We start from the raw sequence: 17,458 nt of genomic DNA, 5'->3' as shown, positions 1-17,458 counted from the left end.
ACCGCCTACCTCGTCCCGTGCCTGAATGTCGGCCTCGCGGTCCACGCCGCGAAGACCAGGGGGTTCTCGCCCTGGGGGCTGGATCATCATCCTGCCGCCGCTCGGCGGCATCGCCTCCATCCGGATCGAGATCCTGCCGGAACTCCTCGGCTCGCCCCGCGGCGAGAGGGATCGTCGCGCGATCGCGCACGGCGTGAACCCCGAGAAGACCTGCCGGATCCTGCGCGGCCGGCTCGCGGATGCCGACACGGTCGCGAACCCGGCGCTCTTCGCGGAGGAATGCGTCGCCCTGGGCAAGTGGCAGGAGGCCTGGGAGCAGTACGACGAGATCGTCCGCCGGCCGAACGGCAACGAGCCAGTGTTCCATCTCGCCCACGCGGAGGCCGACCTGGAACTCGGCCGCTTCGCCGAGTCACTGGCCGGCCTCGACGCGCTCAGGGTGCGGGAGCCCGATTATGACAGTCCGCGCGGGCACATGCTGTACGCCCGGACCCTGGCGGCTTTCGGCCGCACCGATGAGGCGCGTGACGCCTTCGAGGCGATCTCGCAGCACGATCACAGCTTCGAGGCACGCGCCCGGCTCGCGGCCTCCAGAGGGAATGGGGCCGCCTCGCCGAGGACGTCCTGCGCCGGACCTGAGCGGTCCCCCGATCAGCGGTTCGCGGTGGTGACCGGCGAGGCGATGCCGTTGAGCGCCACCCAGGCGAGGCCGTCCTGGCCCTCGCGCTTCACGTAGGTGTAGCCGGTGCGCTGCCAGGGCAGGATCGCGTTGGTCTTGTTGTCGAGGATGTAGTCGCCCCGGTCGGTGCGGACCATCAGGACGGCGTGGCCCTCGCCGATCTCGTCGATCACCACGGTCATCCGCAGGGCGCGGCGGGCGAGGCCGCGCTCGACCAGCATCCGGCGCTTGAGGAGCTGGTAATCCTCGCAATCACCCATGCCGTCGTCGGGGAAGTCCCAGCGGTCGACCACGCCCCAATGGTCCTGGTCGATCACCGGCCGGATGCGGCCGTTGACGCGCCGGTTCACCGCCGTGAGCGTGCGCCAGAGGACCGGCGTCATCGTCAGCGTGGTCGGCTCGCCGGTATCGACGGCGCATTCCGCCGGGTAGCGGGTGCAGAAATCGGTCCAGGCGCTCACGGGCTTGGCCGCGCCGCCGCGCTCGATCGCCACGCTGGCGTCGGGCAGGGCCGCGAGGGTCTGGGTCTGCCCCTGCGCCGTCGCACCGCCGATCAGCAGCAGCGTGCCGAGTAGTCCCAGCTGCGCCGCCCGGGCGCCGCGCTTCAGGAGGCCCTGGCGATCGACATGCCGCGCATCGACATGGCTCGCCCGGCCGAGGCCGTCCATCACTGCCCGCATCGCCCCATCGACTCTAGCTTGGTTCTTGCATCCAAGCTGCCACGGGGCCGGACGGCGCTCAACCGAAAAATTTAAACCCTGGTAAACGCTCCTGCCGCACTTTGGTTCCAATTCGGTACGCAGATTCTTCGGCTGATTCGACACCTCACCGATTGGCGGTGATGGTCGGGGCCGTGGCACCACCCAGCGACACCCATGCGGTCGCGTCCTGCGATTCGCGCTTGATGAAGGTGTAACCTGTCTTGTGCCAGGGCAGCACGGCGCTGGTCTTGTTGTCGAGGACCAGATCGCCGCGGTCGGTGCGCAGCATCAGCACGGCGTGGCCCTCGCCCTTCTCGTCGATCACCACCGTCATCCGCATCGCGCGCCGCGGCAGCCCGGCCTGGGCGAGCAGCTTGCGCTTGAGCAGCTGGAAGTCCTCGCAATCGCCCGAGCCGTCCTCGGCCAGGTCCCAGCGGTCCGGCACGCCCCAGTGCTCCTGGTCGGTGACGGCGCGCAGGCTGGTGTTCACCTGCCGGTTGATGCCGGTGACCGTCTGCCACAGCCGCGGCGTCAGCGTCACCTGCGCCGGCTCGCCGGCATCCACCGCGCATTCCGACCCGTAGCGGGCGCAGAACTCGACCCAGCCGACGATCGGCCGGGCATGGCCGAGATCCGGGGCGCCGGCGCTCGGCATCGGCAGGGCAGCCAGCGTCTGGGCCGCCGCCTCGTAGCCCTGGGCCGACACCAGCGCCGCCGCGAGCATCGCCGCACCGGCCAGAACCCGCTTCACCTGCTGCCCGAAACCCGTGGTCATCTGCGCCATCCCCTTCGTTACGAAGGAGAATGGCCCCCCACCCGCTCGGCCGCGCTGAAATGGATCCGCGCAATTTTATCGATCGGCCCGTCCGAAGAGCGGCCCCGTGGACAGGGCCAAGACCTCGCTCAACTGGTCCGGCGAATGTGCTGGACCGCGTTAGGGGGTCGACTACCTTAACCGGACGTTCCGGTCTGGATCGGCGCCTGGTAGGACAGGCCCATGTCCCACGGGAAGTAGATCCAGGTATCCTGGCTCACCTCCGTGACGAAGGTGTCGATCAGCGGCCGGCCGGCGGGCTTGGCGTAGACCGTGGCGAAATGCGCCTCCGGCAGCATGGCGCGCACCACCTGGGCGGTCTTGCCGGTATCAGTGAGGTCGTCGAGGACCAGGACGCCGCGGCCCTGGCCGTCGCCGATGGCCCGGATGCCCGGCGCCACGTCCTTGAGCACCTGGAGGGCGCCCTGCTCCTGGTAGTCGTGGTAGCTCGCCACGCACACCGTCTCGACCAGCCGGATGCCGAGCTCGCGTGCCACGATCGCGGCCGGGACCAGGCCGCCGCGGGTGATGCACACGATGGCCTCGAACGGGCCGGCACCGGCGAGGCGCCAGGCGAGCGCCCGGGCGTCGCGGTGGAACTGGTCCCAAGACACCGGGAAAGCTTTGTCGCTCGGAGCAGCCATGGTGGTTCAGGTCCGTTCGGCTTGCAGGCGCGCCAGCAGCGCCTCGATCTCGCCGCGCGCCGCGGCCAGGGCCTCGGGCTCGCGCCCACGCACGACGATCTGGTTGCGGAAACCCGCCGGGGTCATCGACGGGTAGGAGCCGATCGAGACGCTCGCGTGCGCCTTGGCGATGAGCGCCAGGCCCTCGGCATAGCCGCCTTCCGGCAGGTTGCCGGCCTCGATCGTCTCGGCGGTGACCCGCGCGCCGGTCTTCAGCCGCGGGGCGACCGCATCCAGCATCGCCTGCATGATCGACGGCACGCCGGCCATCACGATCACGTTCTCGATCATGAAGCCCGGCGCCTTCGAGATCGGGTTCTCGATCAGCTCGGCCCCGAACGGGATGCGGGCCATGCGCAGGCGGGCCTCGTTGAGGTCCTCGGGCTTGATCCGCTCGAGCAGCATCGCCTTTGCCCGCGCATCGACGTCGATCCCGACGCCGAGGGCCTGAGCCACGCAATCAGCGGTGATGTCGTCGTGGGTCGGCCCGATCCCGCCGGTGGTGAACAGATAGGTGTAGCGGCCGCGCAGGGCGTTGACCGCCGCCACGATCTCCTCGGCCACGTCCGGCACCACCCGCACCTCGCGCAGGTCGATGCCCGAATTGGTCAGGTACTCGGCGATGTAGCCGATGTTCTTGTCCTTGGTGCGTCCGGACAGGATCTCGTCGCCGATGACCAGGATGGCGGCCGTGACCGGGGCGGGGCTGGCGTCAGGCATCTGGAGGGTCTCTGTGCTGCCCGCCGCGGCGGCGGCAGGGTTACGCCCGCCTTATCGCGGCGCCTCCCGAGGCTCAAGCGTGACACCCCGGCGCCCGCCGGGTTAAGCGCCGGGGATGTCCACCGAATCCGTCGTCTCATGCGCTTCCCGAGCCCCCTGACCGAGGGGCGGCTGGTGCGCCGCTACAAGCGCTTCCTCGCCGATGTCGAGCTGCCCGACGGCTCCCTCGTCACCGCGCATTGCGCCAATCCGGGGGCGATGCTCGGCCTGGTCGAACCTGGCCGGCCGGTGCTGCTCTCGGCCTCCACCAACCCGGCCCGCAAGCTCGCCTGGTCGTGGGAACTGGTCGAGGCGGACCTGCCCGGCGGGCCGCAATGGGTCGGCATCGACACCGCCCGGCCGAACGCCCTGGTGGCCGAGGCCTTTCGCGAGGGACGCCTGCCCCCGCTCGCCGGCGCCACGTCCTGGCGGGCGGAGGTGGCCTATGGCCGCGCGAGCCGCGTCGATTTCCTCGCCGGCGACGCGGCCGGGCCGATCCATGTCGAGGTGAAGAACTGCCACCTGATGCGCCGGCCCGGGCTCGCCGAGTTCCCGGACTGCGTCGCCGCCCGCAGCGCCCGCCACATGGACGAACTCGCCGAGGTGGTGCGCCTGGGCGGCCGCGCGATGGTGATCTGGGTGGTGCAGATGCGGGCCGAGCGTTTCGCAGTCGCAGGCGACCTCGACCCGGGCTTCGCCGCCGCGTTCCGGCGGGCGCAGGGAGCGGGCGTGGCGGCGCACGCCTTCACGTGCCGGGTCGACGCGACCGAGGTGACGATCGGGACGGAGATCCCGATCGTCGCGTGACGGCCTACCAGCGGCCGGGCCCGGGCTCGTCGTCCCAGTGCCGGTGGCGGTGCCAGGGCGGCGGGCCGCCCCAGCGCGGGCCGTCGCGGTAGCCATCACGAGAGCCGGGCCCGTCCTCGCAGACCCGCACCCGACGCACCACCTCGTCGCCATACGGATCGATCCGGCGCTTGACGAAGGTCCGGCAGGCTTCGGGACCCTGCACGAAGCGCGGCGGGGGAGGGGGCGGCGCGCGCCACTCGCTGCGACCCTCGAAGCGGGGCGGGGAATATTCGTCGAGGTCGGCGGCCGCGACCGGGCCCGCGAGGGCGAGGAGCGCGAGGGTGCCGAGGATCAGGGAGCGCGGGGAACGCGCGGTCATGGGGGCGACCTTATGGTTGGCGGAGCCGGAGCGGTCTCGACCGCCGGTCTGTCGCCAATCTCGCGCCCTGGCGTTGAACCGTCGCTGAAGCCGGTGTTGTCGAACCGTCAGGTTCGCGGGCGGAGCACGGCCCTTCCGCCCGCACGATCCTACTTCGTCGCCGCCACCACGATCTTCGTTCGGCTGATGAAGGCGCGCGGGTCGGCGCCCTGGTGGCCGTAGAGGTCGCGGGTCACCGTCACGCTCTTGGCCCCCAAGGTCTTGCGACACTCCTCCTTGACGAAGGTCTCGCCCAGCGGCGTCTCGTCGCCGGTGGGCTTGCCCTCGGCGCAGGTCCAGCCGTCCTCGCCCCAATGGCCGCGGGCCTGGAGACCGAGGAGATGGCCCTTCTTGCGCAGGTAGAGCGGCACCGCGTCGTCGGTCTCGATCACCAGGCCGTCGACCCGGGCGTCGTCGCCGACGAGCAGCGTCAGGCGGACCGGATGCCCGGCGACGCGGGTGCCGTTGCGGGTGGTGTCGTCGGCGTAGGAGAAGCCGATGGCATGCTTGCCCGACATGTCCGCCGGGCAGGCGCGCCAGTCGCTCCAGGCCGCCAGCGTGCGGGGCGGACCCTCGCGGCAGGCGAGGTCGCCGTAGCCGTGGGGCGCGATCTCCGCGACCGGCATCCCGACCCGGAGGTCGCGCAGGTCCGCGATCTCGGGGCCGGCGGCGAAGGCCGGGCCGGCGCAGAGGAGCGCGATGAGCGCCGCGAACTCAGTGCGAGGCCGTCGGGGCATCGGAGCCCTCCTTCTTGCGGTAGATGTCGCAGGCCCGGGAGGTGGTGCCGAAGAAAGCGGTGCATTCCTCCAGCGTCGGCTCCCCCTTGCCCTTGAGCTGGGTGACCACATAGTTCGCCACCGCTTCGATATCCGGCGATCGCAGGAACACCGCCGTCTCCGGCGGCATGCTGGTGCCCATGTCGGCTTTGAGCGAATCGTAGCACTTCACCGTGTCGTAGGCGCCGCGCAGGTGGTAGGGCATGCCGGTGCCGGGCCGGCCGCAGCGCACCACCTCGGCGACCTGATCCTTGTCGAGCTGCGTCCTACGCAGGGACAGGGCCTCGCCGCCATAGCCGCCTCCGCCGCCGCCATGCCACTTGTGGCAGCCGGAGCAGGCCTTCTTGAACACCGCGAGATCGCCCTCGCCCCCGCCGGTCCGGGCCGACTGCGCCCAGGCCGGGGAGGCGAGCGCGAGGCCGGCGAGCATCACCGGCAACACCATTTTTCGCATCCGCATGAACCTCGTGAGCGGCGGGGCGCCTGAGAGCGCCCCGCCCGGAAAGGCATCCGATCAGAGCGCGAAGACGTAGAGCATCGAGCCGGTCTGGATGTTCTTCAGCTCCGGGGTCGAGTCGATGAACCACTTGTCCCAGGCGCCGCCGAGACCGACCAGGATCGCGACATATTGCTTGCCGTCGACCGTGAAGGTCATCGGAGGCGCGTTGACGCCGCCGCCGGTGCGGAACTCCCACAGCTTGTCGAGGCTCTTGGCATCCATCGCCATGACGCCGCCGGAGGGCTCGCCGGTGAAGACGAGGTCCGGCGTCGCCAGCATGCCGCCGAGCAGCGGGAACTGGGTCTCGTGCTTGCCGGCGACCTTGCCGGTCTTGACGTCGATCGCCGTCACGCTGCCGGTGATCCGGAACGGCTGGCTCGGCCCGCCGCCGGTGAAGAACTCCCGCGGCTTCAGGTTCGCCTGCGTCATCGCCTCGTGAGTGACACGGTTGCAGCTCTCGATGACCGGGATGTACCAGTATTGCAGGTTCGGGTTGTAGGCGGTCGGCGGCCAGTTCTTGCCGCCCATGTTGCCCGGACAGAAATCCGCGTTCTTGTTCTCGGCTGACGGAGTCGCCGATGGGATGTAGCGCTGCACGTCCTTGTTCGGGTCGTACTCGAACGGCTTGCCGGTATCGGGGTTGATGCCCCTGGTCCAGGTCACCTTCTTGACGAACTGGGTCGCCCAGACGAACTGGCCGGTGGTGCGGTCGACGGCGTAGCCGAAGCCGTTGCGGTCGGCCTCGATCGCGAGCTTGCGGCCGCCGACATCAACCAGCAGGTTCTCCGACACGCTGTCATAGTCGTAGGGGTCGTTCGGCGTGTGCTGGAAGTGCCACTTGATCTTGCCGGTCGTGGCGTCGAGGGCGAGCGTCGAGTCGGTGTAGAGGTTGTCGCCGGGGCGGTAGGCGTTGTCCCAGTCCGGGCCCGGATTGCCGACGCCCCACACGATGGTGTCGGTGTCCGGGTCGTAGGTGCCGGTGACCCAGGTCGAGCCGCCACCGCTCACGGCCGCGTTGTTCGGGCCCTTCCAGGTCTCGTAGCCCGGCTCGCCCTTGCCCGGGATCGTGTGGGTGCGCCAGACCTCCTTCTCGGTCTTCAGGTCCGTGGCGGCGATCCAGCCGCGGATGCCGTACTCGGCACCGCCGACGCCTGAGATCGCCATGCCCTTCACGATGAGCGGCGCGCCGGTGATCGTCTCGCCCTTGTCCGGATCGGCGACCTGGCGCTGCCAGGCGACCTGGCCAGACTCCTTGTTGGTGGCGATCAGGCGCCCGTCGAGGGTGTGGCTGACCACGAGGTCGCCCCACAGCGCGACGCCGCGGTTGTTGACGCCGCAGCAGGCGACCGCACCGGCCCATTCGCGGTCGGTCTTGGGGTCCATCTTCCAGAGCAGCTTGCCCTCGCCGCCGCGCGTGTCGATCTTGTAGACCGAGCCCCACCCGTCGGTGACGTACATCATGCCGTTCTCGACGATCGGCGTACCCTCGAGCCCGCCGTGGCTCCAGATGCCGCCGCCCTCGATGCCGCCGAGGTGCATCGTCCAGGCAACCTTGAGATTCTTGACGTTGCCCTTGTTGATCTGGTTCAGCGTCGAGTAGCGGTGACCGGCATAGTTCTTGTGGTGCTGGATCCAGTTGCCCTCTTCCATGTCGGCATTCAGCAGGCGCTCCTGCGTGACGCTGCCTTCGGCGGCGAGTGCCGGGACGCCGAGCAGGGCGCCTGCCGTGAGGGCGGCGAGCGAGGTCGCGGCGAGAACGCGCCGTGCCGTCCGGGACGTCGTCATGATGATTTCCTCCAGGCGGCCTTCTGGTTTGTTCTCGCCTCGGCGCGGGCCGTCTCGCCGCCGGGCGTATCAGTGCGTCTGTTCCTAGTTGGACGCGCGGACCTCCACCGGCACCTCCAGGGAGCCGGCCTTGCGGAAGCTCGCCGAGCAGGTGAAGCGCTCGCCCGCGACCAGCGGCTGGCGGGTCTGGAGCAGCATCACGTGCATACCCTCCGGGGTCAGGGCGGTCTCGCCCGCGGCCTTGACGGCGATGGTCTGGACCGGGCGCTTCGAGGGCGGGCCCTCGCCGCCCTTGTCGACCGTGACCCTCTCGCTGAAATTCGCGAAGGGACAGCGGAAGCGCACGAGGGAATCGGCCTCGGCGGCGCGGTTCATCACCGTCAGGTGGAGCGGGATGTCGGACCCGACCTTCTCGGCAGGGGTCACGAAGGCGTGCACCACGTCAATGTCGCCGGCCAGTGCCGGGAAACAGCCGAGAAACAAGGCAAAGGCCGCGCCCGGGCCACGCTTCGGACAGTAGAACAATCGCGTCATCAACGGCATGGCGTGGCCGTGATGGCATCGACGAGCGGCATGGATGCTGGCATCCACTCTCCTCCCTACTTGGATCAGCTTCGCCTTTTGGCGGCGAATTGCGCGTGAGGGTAGCCGGCAGCGTCATTCCGTCAAGATCCAAGAATAAGGGCCTTCTAAAAAGTTGCCCGCGACCGATGCAGTCGGGACCGGCGGCATCGCCCCTCCCGCTCCGGTCGGAGCCGCGCTAGCTTGAACGGTTGCAAGCTTCGAACGGGAGGGACAGATGGCCGACAGCGATCCGAAGGCGGCGCTGCAACGCGGCCGCTTCGATATCGGGGTAATCGCCGCCGCCCTGCCCGACAGCGCGACCACGATGCTGGTCGACACCTACCTGACCGATCGGCCGGCGGCGAGCGCTCGCGTCTTCCGCGTCTACCGGCCGACGCCGGCACATTACCACGCGGGCTGCGACGAATACCTGTACGTGCTCTCCGGCCGCGGCACGTTCTGGATCGGCGACGCCTCCGACGAGGCGGAGTTCGGCCCGGGCCAGCTCCTGTTCTTCGAGCGCGGCGTGGTCCATGCCCTGCCGCGTCTGATCGAGGAGCCGGTGGTCTTCCTCTCCGTCGACACGCCCCGGCGGGCGCCGACGGACGTGATCTTCGTCGATCCCGCGACCGGAACGGCGGAGAGCTTCATGGCGCGCAACGCGACCGGCTCCGATCCGGCTTGACCTCCCGGGCCCCTGCCGCGATGCACGGGGCACAAGAACGGGAGGAGACGACATGACGGCGGAGAGCAAGGTGGCCCTCGTCACCGGCGCGGCGCGGGGCATCGGGCTGGCGACGGCGCAGCTGTTCCTCGAGGAGGGCTGGCGCGTGGCGCTCCTCGACATCGACGGCGAGGCGCAAGGACAGGCCGTGGCGGCGCTCGACCGGCCCGATCATACCTTGGCGCTGACCGCCGACGTCGCCGACCCGGAGGCCGTGGCGGGCGCGGTCGCCGCAATCGAGACCCGGTTCGGCCGTCTCGATGCGCTCGTCAACAATGCCGGCACCGCGGTGTTCAAGCCGCTCCTCGACACCAGCCACGCCGAATGGGCCCGGGTGCTCGCCGTCAACCTGACCGGCCCGTTCCTGTGCGTGCAGTCGGCGGCCCCCGTGATGGCGCGGGGCGGCGGCGGGGCGGTCGTCAACATCACGTCGATCTCCGGCCAGCGCGCCTCGACGCTGCGGGTCGCCTACGGCACCAGCAAGGCGGCGCTCAAGCACCTGACGAAGCAGCAGGCGGTGGAACTCGCGCATCTCGGCATCCGGGTGAACGCCGTGGCGCCGGGCCCGGTCGATACCGCCATGGCCAAAGAGGTGCACAGCCCGGCGATCCGCGCCGATTATCACGACGCCGTGCCGCTCAACCGCTACGGCCTCGAGCGCGAGATCGCCGACGCCATCGTGTACCTGTGCGGGCCGCGGGCGAGCTACGTCACCGGCCAGACCCTGGCGGTGGATGGCGGCTTCGACGCCGCGGGGATCGGATTGCCGACCCTGCGGCGCGATCTCGCGGCCCGCTGATACTTTCCGTGTTGTAATAACGTTACGCTTGGCGCGCCACGTGCGAGGCGCGCCGACTCTCCCCTTGCCAGCCCGTCTCTCCGTACGCGAATGCAATGTTATAGCGTTTGCGGGGGCGGGCATGGGCAAGGTGGGATCGTTCGGGGCGGGGCCGGTACTGCTGGCGGCGGCCGTCACTCTCGCGGGCCCGGCGGCGCGCGCCGAGGACATCGCCCTCGACACGATCGACGTCGCCTCGCCGAGCCCGATCGCGGCGGCGCCGTCTGGCGGCGCAGGGAGCGGAGGAGGAGGCGTCTTTCCGGTCGGGGTGCTGCCGGTCGTCACCACCACCTTCTCGCCGGTCACGGTGGTGACCCAGGCCGACATCGTGCGCCAGCAGCCCCGCACCCTCGGCGACGCCCTGTTCGACCGGCCGGGTCTCTCCGCCACCACCTACGCGCCGGGGGCGGCGAGCCGGCCGATCATCCGCGGCCTCGATACGAGCCGGGTGCGGATCCAGGAGAACGGCATCGGCGTCCACGACGTCTCGGATCTCGGCGAGGACCACGCCGTGCCGATCAACCCGCTCGTCGCCAACCGCATCGAGGTCATTCGCGGCCCGGCTTCCCTGCGCTACGGCAGCCAGGCGATCGGCGGCGTGGTCTCGGCGGAGAACAACCGCATCCCGACGCTCACGCCGCCGAACGGCTATGCGGGACAGGTCACCACCGGGTACTCGTCGGTCGATAACGGCCGCAACGTCGCCGCGACGGTGGATGCTGCCGGCCAGTCGGTCGCCTTCCACGCCGACGCGTTCAAGACCGCCGCCGACAGCTACGCCACGCCGCTCGGCATCCAGCGCAACTCGGCCAACGAATCACAGGGCGGCGCGGTCGGGATGTCGTACCTGTTCGACCGCGGCTTCGTCGGCCTGTCGTTCAGCCACTACGATGCGCTCTACCAGATCCCGGGCGGCGAGGCCGCCGAGAGCCGCACCCGCCTCGACCCCACCCAGGACAAGCTCCAGGCCAAGGGCGAGTACCGCCCGGTCGACGGGCCCATCGAGGCGATCCGGTTCTGGCTCGGCGGCTCGAATTACCGCCACAACGAGATCGGCATCGGCGAGAACGGGATCGACGGCATCCAGGCGACCTTCAAGAGCCGCGAGGCGGAAGGCCGGCTCGAGATCCAGCACGTGCCGGTGCTCACCAGCATCGGCACGCTCACCGGGGCGCTCGGCCTCCAGGCCGACCGTCGGCTGATCGGCACATCGGGCGAGGCGGGCGGTTTGCTGGCACCGACCGATTCGCGCAGCAACGCCGTGTACCTGTTCGAAGAGCTGCGCCTGGAGCGGGGCCTGCGCCTCCAGGCGGCGGGCCGGATCGAGGGCGCGCGCTCCACCGGCACCGCGACGCTGTTTCCCGGCGATTACATTCCGGTCGACGGCGAGGACCCGCTCTCCTACGGCCGCCGCCGGCGCTTCGCTCCGAAGAGCGCCAGCTTCGGCGTGCTGCAGGACCTGCCCGACGGCTTCGTCGCCAGCCTCACCGGTCAGTACGTCGAGCGCGCGCCGTCCGCGTTCGAGCTCTATTCCCGCGGGCCGCACGATGCGACCGAGACCTTCGAGATCGGCGATCCGAACCTGAAGAAGGAGCGCGCCCGCACCATCGAGGCCAGCATCCGCCGCGCCGTGGGCCCGTTCCGCCTCGACGCCACCGGCTACTACACCCGCTACACCGGCTTCATCTACAAGCGCCTGACCGGCCTGCGCTGCGGCGACGATTTCGGCAGCTGCGGCAGCGACGACGAACTCGCCCAGGTCGTCTACTCGCAGCAGAACGCGACCTTCGCCGGCGCCGAGATCGGCTCGCAGCTCGATCTCCTGCCCGTCGGCAACGGCTTTGCCGGCATCGAGGCCCAGTACGACTTCGTGCGCGCCACCTTCGACGACGGCACCTACGTGCCGCGCATCCCGCCGCACCGCGTCGGCGGCGGCGTCTTCGTGCGGGCGGATGGCTGGTACGCGCGGGTGAACCTGCTCCACGCCTTCGCCCATACCGAGACCGCGCCCTACGAGACGCGCACGCCGGGCTACGACAACCTGCGGGCGGAGGTCAGTTACACCAAGGCCTTCGACCCGGCGGTGACCGGCTGGAGCGAGGTGACCCTCGGCGTGCAGGGCACGAACCTGCTCAACGACGTGATCCGCAACTCGGCCTCGTTCAAGAAGGACGAGATCGTGCTGCCGGGGCGGAATGTGCGGGTTTTTCTGACGGCGCGGTTTTGAGGGACGAAAAGATATCGAGATCGACGCTTTGAGGTGAAGCGCGGGATCCCCTCTCCACGCGGGTGAGGGGATCCCGCGCTTCGATTTTGCAGGATCGAAGACGGCTCACCCCTTCTGCGGCCGCAGCACCCCGTCGCTCGCCTTGGGGTCCGGTGTCGGTGCGCTCGGTCGCACGGTGCCGGTCGCGTCGGTGTCGCCGGGGCGGACGCGCTCGGGCAGCGTCTCGTGGGGCGGCGGCATGTTGGGGGTCTTCTCGCGGCTGCGCTGCGGCGTGTCCGTGACCTGCGCCAGGACAGGCGACGCGGCCAGGACGGCGAGCAGGATGAGGCGGCTGGTGCCCCTGGTCATCGGGCTCTCCTCCAAAAGATGGCGTGCAGTCTTGGGAGAGTAATCACCTTGCGCCGAATCCGGTTCCCGGCCGGATCAGCGCAGGGCGAGCATGCCGATGACCGCGTCGCCGATCATCCGCTTGTGGCGCGCCCGCAAGCCCGGCGCGTCGAGATCGACGGAGAAGATCGCCCCGAAGGTGTGGCGGTTCGAGACCCGGAAGAAGCACAGGGCGCTGATCATCAGGTGCACGTCGAGCGGATCGACGTCGGGGCGGAAGAGGCCCTCGCGCTGCCCGCGGGCGATGATGTCGGTGATGGACTGGATCACCCCGAGATTGAGCCCGCGGATCGTCTCCGAGCCGGACAGGTGCTCGGCCCGGTGGATGTTCTCGATCGTGACGAGGCGGATGAAGTCCGGATGGGCGTCGTCATACTCGAAGGTGAACTCGACGAGCCGGCGGATCGCCTCGGCGGGGGCGAGATTGCCGAGGTCGAGATCGGCCTCGACCTGCCGGATATCGGCGTAGGCCTTCTCCAGCACCGCGAGGTACAGGCCCTCCTTGCCGCCGAAATAGTAGTAGATCATCCGCTTCGAGGTGCGGGTCCGCTCCGCGATGGCATCCACGCGCGCGCCGCTGAGCCCGAAGGCAGCGAATTCCTCCGTCGCGACCGCCAGGATGTCGGCCTTGGTCCGCTCGGGATCCTTGGTGCGGGAGGGGCGGGGCGTGACGGCATCCATGATCGAACAGGGGAGGGCGGCGGGATGGCGCCTGCTCTACCATCCCGGCCGCCCCGGCGCATCGGCTCAGGTGAGGTCTTCGCCCAGCACCTCGCGGGCCCAGCGGAAGGCGCCGTTCGCCGCCGGCACGCCGGCATAGATCGCGGTCTGGATCAGCAGGGCTTGCAGCTCCGACGGGGTGACGCCGTTGCGCAGGGCCGGGCGGACATGGAGCTTGAACTCCTCCTCGCGGCCGAGCGCCACCATCATGGCGAGCGTCACGAAGGAGCGGGTCTTCCACGGGATGCGCGGGTCGCCCCAGACCTCGCCCCAGGCGGTGCGGGTGATGAAGTCCTGCCACGGCCCGGCGAAACCGCCTGCCGCGGCGAGCGAGCGCTCGACATGGGCGTCGCCGAGCACGCTCTTGCGGTTGGACAGCCCCTCCTCGAACGCCACCGCGCCGGTGGCCGAGTCGGCAGCCTCCCGGTGCCGGTCGAGGAAGCCGAGGAGATGGGCGGCGGTGGCTGCCGGCTGCTCGACGGCGAGGAGGTGGGCTGCGTTCGGAAGCACCACCAGCTCGGCGTGGCGGATGCCGTCGCAGATCTCCTGCGCCATGGCGGGCGGCGTTGCGGGGTCGTCGCGCCCGGCGATCACCAGGGTCGGCGCCGTGATCCGGTCGAGGACCGGGCGCAGGTCCATGCGGCCGATGGCGTTGCAGCACACGGCGTAGCCGGCGGCATCGGTGCCGACGAACTGCTCGCGCACCGGTGCGACCGCATCGGGGGCAGCGCCCGGGAAGTCCGGCGTGAACCAGCGGGTCATCGTCGCCTCGACGATCGCCGCCGTGCCTTGGGCGCGCACCAGCTCGGCGCGCTCGTTCCACGACGCCTCGCTCGGCATGAAGGCGGCGGTCGCCATCAGGGTCAGGCTGATCACCCGGTCGGGATGGCGGCTCGCCGCCGCCTGGCCGGTCATGCCGCCGAGCGACAGCCCGACCACGTGGGCGCGGGGGATGTTCAGCGCGTCGAGCAGGCCGATCAGGTCCTCGGCCAGATCCTCGACCTCGATGCGCGCGTCACGCACCTGCGAGCCGCCGTGGCCGCGGGTGTCGTAGCGCAGCACGCGATAGCGGCCGCGCAAGGCCGGCACCAGCCGGTCCCACATCGCCAGAGAGGTGCCGAGCGAGTTGGAGAACACCACCACCGGCGCGCCACTCGGGCCCGACAGCTCGTAGTTCAGAAGGGTACCGTTGGCCTCGATCTGGGGCATGGGATCCTCGGTCAAGCGGAGTGCAGGAAGGCGGCGAGGCGCGAGACTTCCGCCAACGCCCGGTCGGCGGTGCGGGCCCCGGCGCGGATGGCGGGGCCGAGATCGAAGGCGGCGTCGAGGTCGGCGCCCGCCGCCTCGGGACGGGCGCGCAAAACCTCCTGGAGCGAGCCCTTGCCGTCGCGCACGGCGCCGGCGGCCTCCTCCACCAGGGCATGGGCCGCCTTGGCGCCGATCACGGGACTGAGCCGGCTCGCGGCGGCATCGGCGAAGAGAAGGCCCTTTGTCACGTCGAGGTTGCGGGCCATCCGCTCGGGGTCGGGCACCAGCCCTTGCGCGAGGCCGCGCGCCTCGCGGAGCGCTCCGGAGGCGAGGCCGAACAGGGTCGGCAGGGCGTGCCACTCCGCGTGCCAGGCGCCGGCCGGGCGCTCGTGCGCCGCCGCCATCCCGTCGAGGAGCGTCAGGCTCGTGCCCTTGGCGGCGCCGAAGGCGGACAGGATCACCGTCGAGGAGACGGGATTGCGCTTGTGCGGCATCGCCGAGGAGCCGCCGCGGCCCGGCACGTAGGGCTCGGCCACCTCACCGACCTCGGTAGTGGCGAGGTGGGCGACGTCGGTGGCGAACTTGGCGAGCGCTCCCATCAGCAGGGCGAGCCAGGAGCCGGTTTCGGCGATGCGGGCGCGGCGCGTGTGCCAGGGCGCGAGGTCCGGGTGGAGGCCCAGCGCCTCGGCGAAGCCGTCGCCCACGGCCTCCGCCTTCTCGCCGAGGCCGGCAAGCGTGCCGACCGGGCCGCCGAGGGAGGCGGTGAGCACCCGGTCGCGCAGGGCCGGCAGCAGGGCCGCCACCTCGGCGATGCCGAGAGCCCAGATCGCCGCCTTGAAGCCGAAGGTCACGGGCGCCGCGTGCTGGCCGTAGGTGCGCCCGACGCAGGGCGTCTCGCGGTGCTGCCGGGCGAGGCCCGACAGTCCCTCGAGGATCGCCCGCAGATCGGCCGCGACGAGGTCGAGGGCGTCGCGGACCTGGAGCACCAGGGCGGTGTCGGCGATGTCCTGGGTGGTGGTGGCCTTGTGGAACGCGGGTTCCAACTCGGGGGGAAGCGCGGCCTGCACCGCCTTCACGAACGGGATCACCGGCACGCCCGAGATGGCGGTGCGCCGGCCGAGGGCGCCGGGATCGAGGGATTCCGGTGCGATCGCGTCGATGGCGGGACTGAGCCCGGCCGGCACCAGGCCGGCCTCGGCCTGCGCCCGCGCCAGGGCCGCCTCGGCCCGCAGCATCGCCGCGACCCGGGCCTCGTCGGCGAAGACGGCGCGCATGGCGTCCGTGGCGAAGAGGGGCCCGAGCAGGGCGGAGTCGAGGGCCGAGAGCGTCATCGGATCAGGCCGCGGGCTTCAGGTGGAGGAGGGCGCGCGCCTCCGCCGGCGTCGCGACGCGGCGGTTGTGGCGCGTCACCATCTCGGCCGCCAGCGAGACCAGCTCTGCGTTGCTCGCCGCGAGCCGGTCCTTGGTCACCCGGATGTTGTCCTCGAGCCCGGTGCGCACCGCATCCGCCCCGCGGGCCAGCGCCCAGCCCATGACGCGGGCCTGCTCGCGGCCGATGCCGGCGGCGGTCCAGGTCGCGCCCGGAATCACCCGACGGGTCTCGGCGAGCAGGATGTCGAGCAGGTGCTCGTCGGCCGGCATCGCGTTCTTCACGCCCATCACGAACTGCACGTGCGGGTGGGCATCCATCAGCCCTTCCTCGATCAGCCGCTTGGCGCCGTGGATGTGGGAGAGGTCGAAGATCTCGATCTCGGGCCGGATCCCATGCTTGTGCATCGAACCGGCGAGGTCGTTCACCAGCGTCGCGTGGTTCTCGTAGACGATGCTCGGGAAGTTGACCGAGCCGGTCGAGAGCGAGGCCATGTCGGGCCGGTGGACCAGCGAGAGCCCGCGCGCGCTCGGGTCGCGGCCGCGGCCGCCGGTCGAGAACTGCACGATCATGCCGGGGCAGTGCTTGCGCACGCCCTCCTGGACGGCGGCGAACTTGTCCGGGTCGGAGGAGGGCGACTCGTCGTCGTTGCGGACGTGGATGTGGACGAGGGTGGCGCCGGCCTCGAAGGCCTGGTGGGTCGACTCGACCTGCTCGGCGACGGTGGTGGGCACCGCCGGGTTGTCCTTCTTGCGCGGCACCGAGCCGGTGATCGCGACGGCGATGACGACGGGGTTCATGGTGGTCTCCTGGTTCTTGCTCTCGTCGGTGGCGCGGGTCAGACGTCGAAGAAGACGGTCTCGTGCGGGCCCTGGAGATGGATGTCGAAGACGTAGACGGCCTTGCCGTCGCGCTCCTCGCGCTTCGCCAAGAGGCTGTCGCGCAGCGGGCCGCGCTCGACGAGGTTCAGCACCGGGTCGTCGGCATTCGCCTCGGTCTCGTCGGCGAAGTAGAGCCGGGTCTGCAGGCCGATATTGATGCCGCGGGCGGCGATCCAGAGGTTGATGTGCGGCGCCATCGGGCGATGCCCTTTCCGGCCGTCGACCGGGCCGGGCTTGACCGTCTCGAAGTGCCACAGGCCGGTCTCGAAGTCCGAGCCGGTGCGGCCCCAGCCGCGAAAACCCTCGTCGAGGGGCTTGCCCTCCTGGCGGTCGGCCGGGTGGTTGTAGCGGCCGGCGGCGTTGGCCTGCCAGATCTCGATGAAGGCGTCGCGCACCAGCGACCCGGCGCCGTCGAAGACCCGGCCCTCGATCCGGATGCGCTCGCCCCTCGTGTCCGGGCCGGTGAGCACGTTGGAGAAGTTGGTCTCGAAGATGTCGAAGCCGGCCTGGTGCGGGATCAGCCCGATATGGACGTAGGGACCCGCGGTCTGGGACGGCGTCTCCTGGAGGCGGACGGGAAGCGGCTGGACCATTGTC

General features: G+C 70.6%; 20 protein-coding genes. 5 read left to right on the top strand and 15 right to left on the bottom strand.

Going from position 1 to position 17,458, the window contains the following annotated elements:
- Window positions 1-25 precede the first annotated feature (25 nt).
- The gene (locus tag MFF64_RS10300) at window positions 26-736 is read left to right on the top strand and encodes a hypothetical protein (protein WP_099904297.1); all 711 of its coding nucleotides are present in this window, start codon (window positions 26-28) and stop codon (window positions 734-736) included.
- On the opposite strand, the gene MFF64_RS10295 is transcribed toward MFF64_RS10300, so the two are convergent.
- The 4 genes from MFF64_RS10295 to MFF64_RS10280 all read right to left on the bottom strand — a co-directional run bounded on the left by MFF64_RS10295 (window position 652) and on the right by MFF64_RS10280 (window position 3,597).
- Window positions 652-1,359 carry a transglutaminase-like cysteine peptidase gene (locus MFF64_RS10295; protein ID WP_099904299.1) on the bottom strand — a complete coding sequence of 236 codons (708 nt, stop codon included), beginning with the start codon at window positions 1,357-1,359 and terminating at the stop codon, window positions 652-654. The genes MFF64_RS10300 and MFF64_RS10295 overlap by 85 nt on opposite strands.
- Before the next feature lie 145 nt (window positions 1,360-1,504).
- Window positions 1,505-2,155 carry a transglutaminase-like cysteine peptidase gene (locus tag MFF64_RS10290; RefSeq protein WP_238190649.1) on the bottom strand — a complete coding sequence of 217 codons (651 nt, stop codon included), beginning with the start codon at window positions 2,153-2,155 and terminating at the stop codon, window positions 1,505-1,507.
- Window positions 2,156-2,331: 176 nt separating this feature from the next.
- Complete coding sequence (gene gpt, locus MFF64_RS10285; RefSeq protein ID WP_099904163.1) at window positions 2,332-2,838, bottom strand: xanthine phosphoribosyltransferase; 507 nt, start codon at window positions 2,836-2,838, stop codon at window positions 2,332-2,334.
- 6 nt (window positions 2,839-2,844) lie between these two features.
- Window positions 2,845-3,597, bottom strand: a complete 753-nt coding sequence (locus MFF64_RS10280; RefSeq protein ID WP_099904161.1) for a competence/damage-inducible protein A — start codon at window positions 3,595-3,597, stop codon at window positions 2,845-2,847.
- Between the two features lie 138 nt (window positions 3,598-3,735).
- Here MFF64_RS10280 and sfsA point away from each other — a divergent pair, with 138 nt between their 5' ends.
- Window positions 3,736-4,443 (top strand): DNA/RNA nuclease SfsA, encoded by a 708-nt coding sequence (gene sfsA / locus MFF64_RS10275; protein WP_099904160.1) that lies wholly within the window; start codon window positions 3,736-3,738, stop codon window positions 4,441-4,443.
- A gap of 4 nt (window positions 4,444-4,447) precedes the next feature.
- Here sfsA and MFF64_RS10270 read toward each other — a convergent pair whose 3' ends face one another.
- The 5 genes from MFF64_RS10270 to MFF64_RS10250 form a co-directional block, all read right to left on the bottom strand.
- The gene (locus tag MFF64_RS10270; RefSeq protein ID WP_099904158.1) at window positions 4,448-4,804 is read right to left on the bottom strand and encodes a hypothetical protein; all 357 of its coding nucleotides are present in this window, start codon (window positions 4,802-4,804) and stop codon (window positions 4,448-4,450) included.
- A 149-nt stretch (window positions 4,805-4,953) separates the two neighbouring features.
- On the bottom strand, window positions 4,954-5,580 hold the full coding sequence (locus MFF64_RS10265) for a hypothetical protein (RefSeq protein ID WP_099904156.1): 627 nt from the start codon (window positions 5,578-5,580) through the stop codon (window positions 4,954-4,956).
- Window positions 5,558-6,064, bottom strand: coding sequence for a c-type cytochrome (locus MFF64_RS10260; RefSeq protein WP_099904154.1), 507 nt, complete (start codon window positions 6,062-6,064; stop codon window positions 5,558-5,560). Before MFF64_RS10260 ends, MFF64_RS10265 begins: the two co-directional genes overlap by 23 nt.
- A 69-nt stretch (window positions 6,065-6,133) precedes the next feature.
- On the bottom strand, window positions 6,134-7,903 hold the full coding sequence (locus tag MFF64_RS10255; RefSeq protein ID WP_238190647.1) for a PQQ-dependent dehydrogenase, methanol/ethanol family: 1,770 nt from the start codon (window positions 7,901-7,903) through the stop codon (window positions 6,134-6,136).
- An 84-nt stretch (window positions 7,904-7,987) separates the two neighbouring features.
- A complete protein-coding gene (locus tag MFF64_RS10250) occupies window positions 7,988-8,344 on the bottom strand; it encodes a copper chaperone PCu(A)C (RefSeq protein WP_238190645.1) in 357 nt (118 codons plus the stop codon).
- 358 nt (window positions 8,345-8,702) lie between these two features.
- Between MFF64_RS10250 and MFF64_RS10245 the strand changes: the two genes are divergently transcribed.
- The 3 genes from MFF64_RS10245 to MFF64_RS10235 all read left to right on the top strand — a co-directional run bounded on the left by MFF64_RS10245 (window position 8,703) and on the right by MFF64_RS10235 (window position 12,256).
- Window positions 8,703-9,152, top strand: a complete 450-nt coding sequence (locus MFF64_RS10245; RefSeq protein WP_099908676.1) for a cupin domain-containing protein — start codon at window positions 8,703-8,705, stop codon at window positions 9,150-9,152.
- Window positions 9,153-9,204: 52 nt separating this feature from the next.
- Window positions 9,205-9,990, top strand: coding sequence for an SDR family NAD(P)-dependent oxidoreductase (locus MFF64_RS10240; RefSeq protein ID WP_099908678.1), 786 nt, complete (start codon window positions 9,205-9,207; stop codon window positions 9,988-9,990).
- Between the two features lie 121 nt (window positions 9,991-10,111).
- Window positions 10,112-12,256 (top strand): TonB-dependent receptor, encoded by a 2,145-nt coding sequence (locus MFF64_RS10235; RefSeq protein WP_099908680.1) that lies wholly within the window; start codon window positions 10,112-10,114, stop codon window positions 12,254-12,256.
- Window positions 12,257-12,361: 105 nt separating this feature from the next.
- On the opposite strand, the gene MFF64_RS10230 is transcribed toward MFF64_RS10235, so the two are convergent.
- From MFF64_RS10230 to pcaG, 6 genes are all read right to left on the bottom strand, one after another.
- The gene (locus MFF64_RS10230) at window positions 12,362-12,604 is read right to left on the bottom strand and encodes a hypothetical protein (protein WP_099908682.1); all 243 of its coding nucleotides are present in this window, start codon (window positions 12,602-12,604) and stop codon (window positions 12,362-12,364) included.
- 75 nt (window positions 12,605-12,679) lie between these two features.
- A complete protein-coding gene (locus MFF64_RS10225) occupies window positions 12,680-13,324 on the bottom strand; it encodes a TetR/AcrR family transcriptional regulator (protein WP_099908684.1) in 645 nt (214 codons plus the stop codon).
- Window positions 13,325-13,390: 66 nt separating this feature from the next.
- Window positions 13,391-14,572, bottom strand: coding sequence for a bifunctional 3-oxoadipate enol-lactonase/4-carboxymuconolactone decarboxylase PcaDC (gene pcaDC / locus MFF64_RS10220; RefSeq protein ID WP_099908686.1), 1,182 nt, complete (start codon window positions 14,570-14,572; stop codon window positions 13,391-13,393).
- Window positions 14,573-14,583: 11 nt separating this feature from the next.
- Window positions 14,584-15,942, bottom strand: coding sequence for a class-II fumarase/aspartase family protein (locus tag MFF64_RS10215; RefSeq protein WP_099908687.1), 1,359 nt, complete (start codon window positions 15,940-15,942; stop codon window positions 14,584-14,586).
- A gap of 4 nt (window positions 15,943-15,946) precedes the next feature.
- Window positions 15,947-16,780, bottom strand: a complete 834-nt coding sequence (locus MFF64_RS10210; protein ID WP_099908689.1) for a 3-oxoadipate:acetyl-CoA acetyltransferase — start codon at window positions 16,778-16,780, stop codon at window positions 15,947-15,949.
- A gap of 38 nt (window positions 16,781-16,818) precedes the next feature.
- Entirely contained in the window at window positions 16,819-17,454 is a 636-nt protein-coding gene (gene pcaG / locus MFF64_RS10205; RefSeq protein ID WP_099908691.1) for a protocatechuate 3,4-dioxygenase subunit alpha, read from the bottom strand.
- Window positions 17,455-17,458 lie beyond the last annotated feature (4 nt).

Source organism: Methylobacterium frigidaeris (assembly GCF_022179185.1).
Classification (GTDB): domain Bacteria; phylum Pseudomonadota; class Alphaproteobacteria; order Rhizobiales; family Beijerinckiaceae; genus Methylobacterium; species Methylobacterium frigidaeris.
The sequence above is the reverse complement of the archived record's forward strand: the minus strand, read 5'-3'. Positions and strand labels throughout refer to the sequence as shown.

Bases quoted from the DNA above. Each gene is read 5' to 3' on its own strand.
- MFF64_RS10300 (WP_099904297.1), top strand. From the start codon at position 26: ATGTCGGCCTCGCGGTCCACGCCGCGAAGACCAGGGGGTTCTCGCCCT.
- MFF64_RS10295 (WP_099904299.1), bottom strand. From the start codon at position 1,359: ATGCGGGCAGTGATGGACGGCCTCGGCCGGGCGAGCCATGTCGATGCG.
- MFF64_RS10290 (WP_238190649.1), bottom strand. From the start codon at position 2,155: ATGACCACGGGTTTCGGGCAGCAGGTGAAGCGGGTTCTGGCCGGTGCG.
- gpt (WP_099904163.1), bottom strand. From the start codon at position 2,838: ATGGCTGCTCCGAGCGACAAAGCTTTCCCGGTGTCTTGGGACCAGTTC.
- MFF64_RS10280 (WP_099904161.1), bottom strand. From the start codon at position 3,597: ATGCCTGACGCCAGCCCCGCCCCGGTCACGGCCGCCATCCTGGTCATC.
- sfsA (WP_099904160.1), top strand. From the start codon at position 3,736: ATGCGCTTCCCGAGCCCCCTGACCGAGGGGCGGCTGGTGCGCCGCTAC.
- MFF64_RS10270 (WP_099904158.1), bottom strand. From the start codon at position 4,804: ATGACCGCGCGTTCCCCGCGCTCCCTGATCCTCGGCACCCTCGCGCTC.
- MFF64_RS10265 (WP_099904156.1), bottom strand. From the start codon at position 5,580: ATGCCCCGACGGCCTCGCACTGAGTTCGCGGCGCTCATCGCGCTCCTC.
- MFF64_RS10260 (WP_099904154.1), bottom strand. From the start codon at position 6,064: ATGGTGTTGCCGGTGATGCTCGCCGGCCTCGCGCTCGCCTCCCCGGCC.
- MFF64_RS10255 (WP_238190647.1), bottom strand. From the start codon at position 7,903: ATGACGACGTCCCGGACGGCACGGCGCGTTCTCGCCGCGACCTCGCTC.
- MFF64_RS10245 (WP_099908676.1), top strand. From the start codon at position 8,703: ATGGCCGACAGCGATCCGAAGGCGGCGCTGCAACGCGGCCGCTTCGAT.
- MFF64_RS10240 (WP_099908678.1), top strand. From the start codon at position 9,205: ATGACGGCGGAGAGCAAGGTGGCCCTCGTCACCGGCGCGGCGCGGGGC.
- MFF64_RS10235 (WP_099908680.1), top strand. From the start codon at position 10,112: ATGGGCAAGGTGGGATCGTTCGGGGCGGGGCCGGTACTGCTGGCGGCG.
- MFF64_RS10230 (WP_099908682.1), bottom strand. From the start codon at position 12,604: ATGACCAGGGGCACCAGCCGCCTCATCCTGCTCGCCGTCCTGGCCGCG.
- MFF64_RS10225 (WP_099908684.1), bottom strand. From the start codon at position 13,324: ATGGATGCCGTCACGCCCCGCCCCTCCCGCACCAAGGATCCCGAGCGG.
- pcaDC (WP_099908686.1), bottom strand. From the start codon at position 14,572: ATGCCCCAGATCGAGGCCAACGGTACCCTTCTGAACTACGAGCTGTCG.
- MFF64_RS10215 (WP_099908687.1), bottom strand. From the start codon at position 15,942: ATGACGCTCTCGGCCCTCGACTCCGCCCTGCTCGGGCCCCTCTTCGCC.
- MFF64_RS10210 (WP_099908689.1), bottom strand. From the start codon at position 16,780: ATGAACCCCGTCGTCATCGCCGTCGCGATCACCGGCTCGGTGCCGCGC.
- pcaG (WP_099908691.1), bottom strand. From the start codon at position 17,454: ATGGTCCAGCCGCTTCCCGTCCGCCTCCAGGAGACGCCGTCCCAGACC.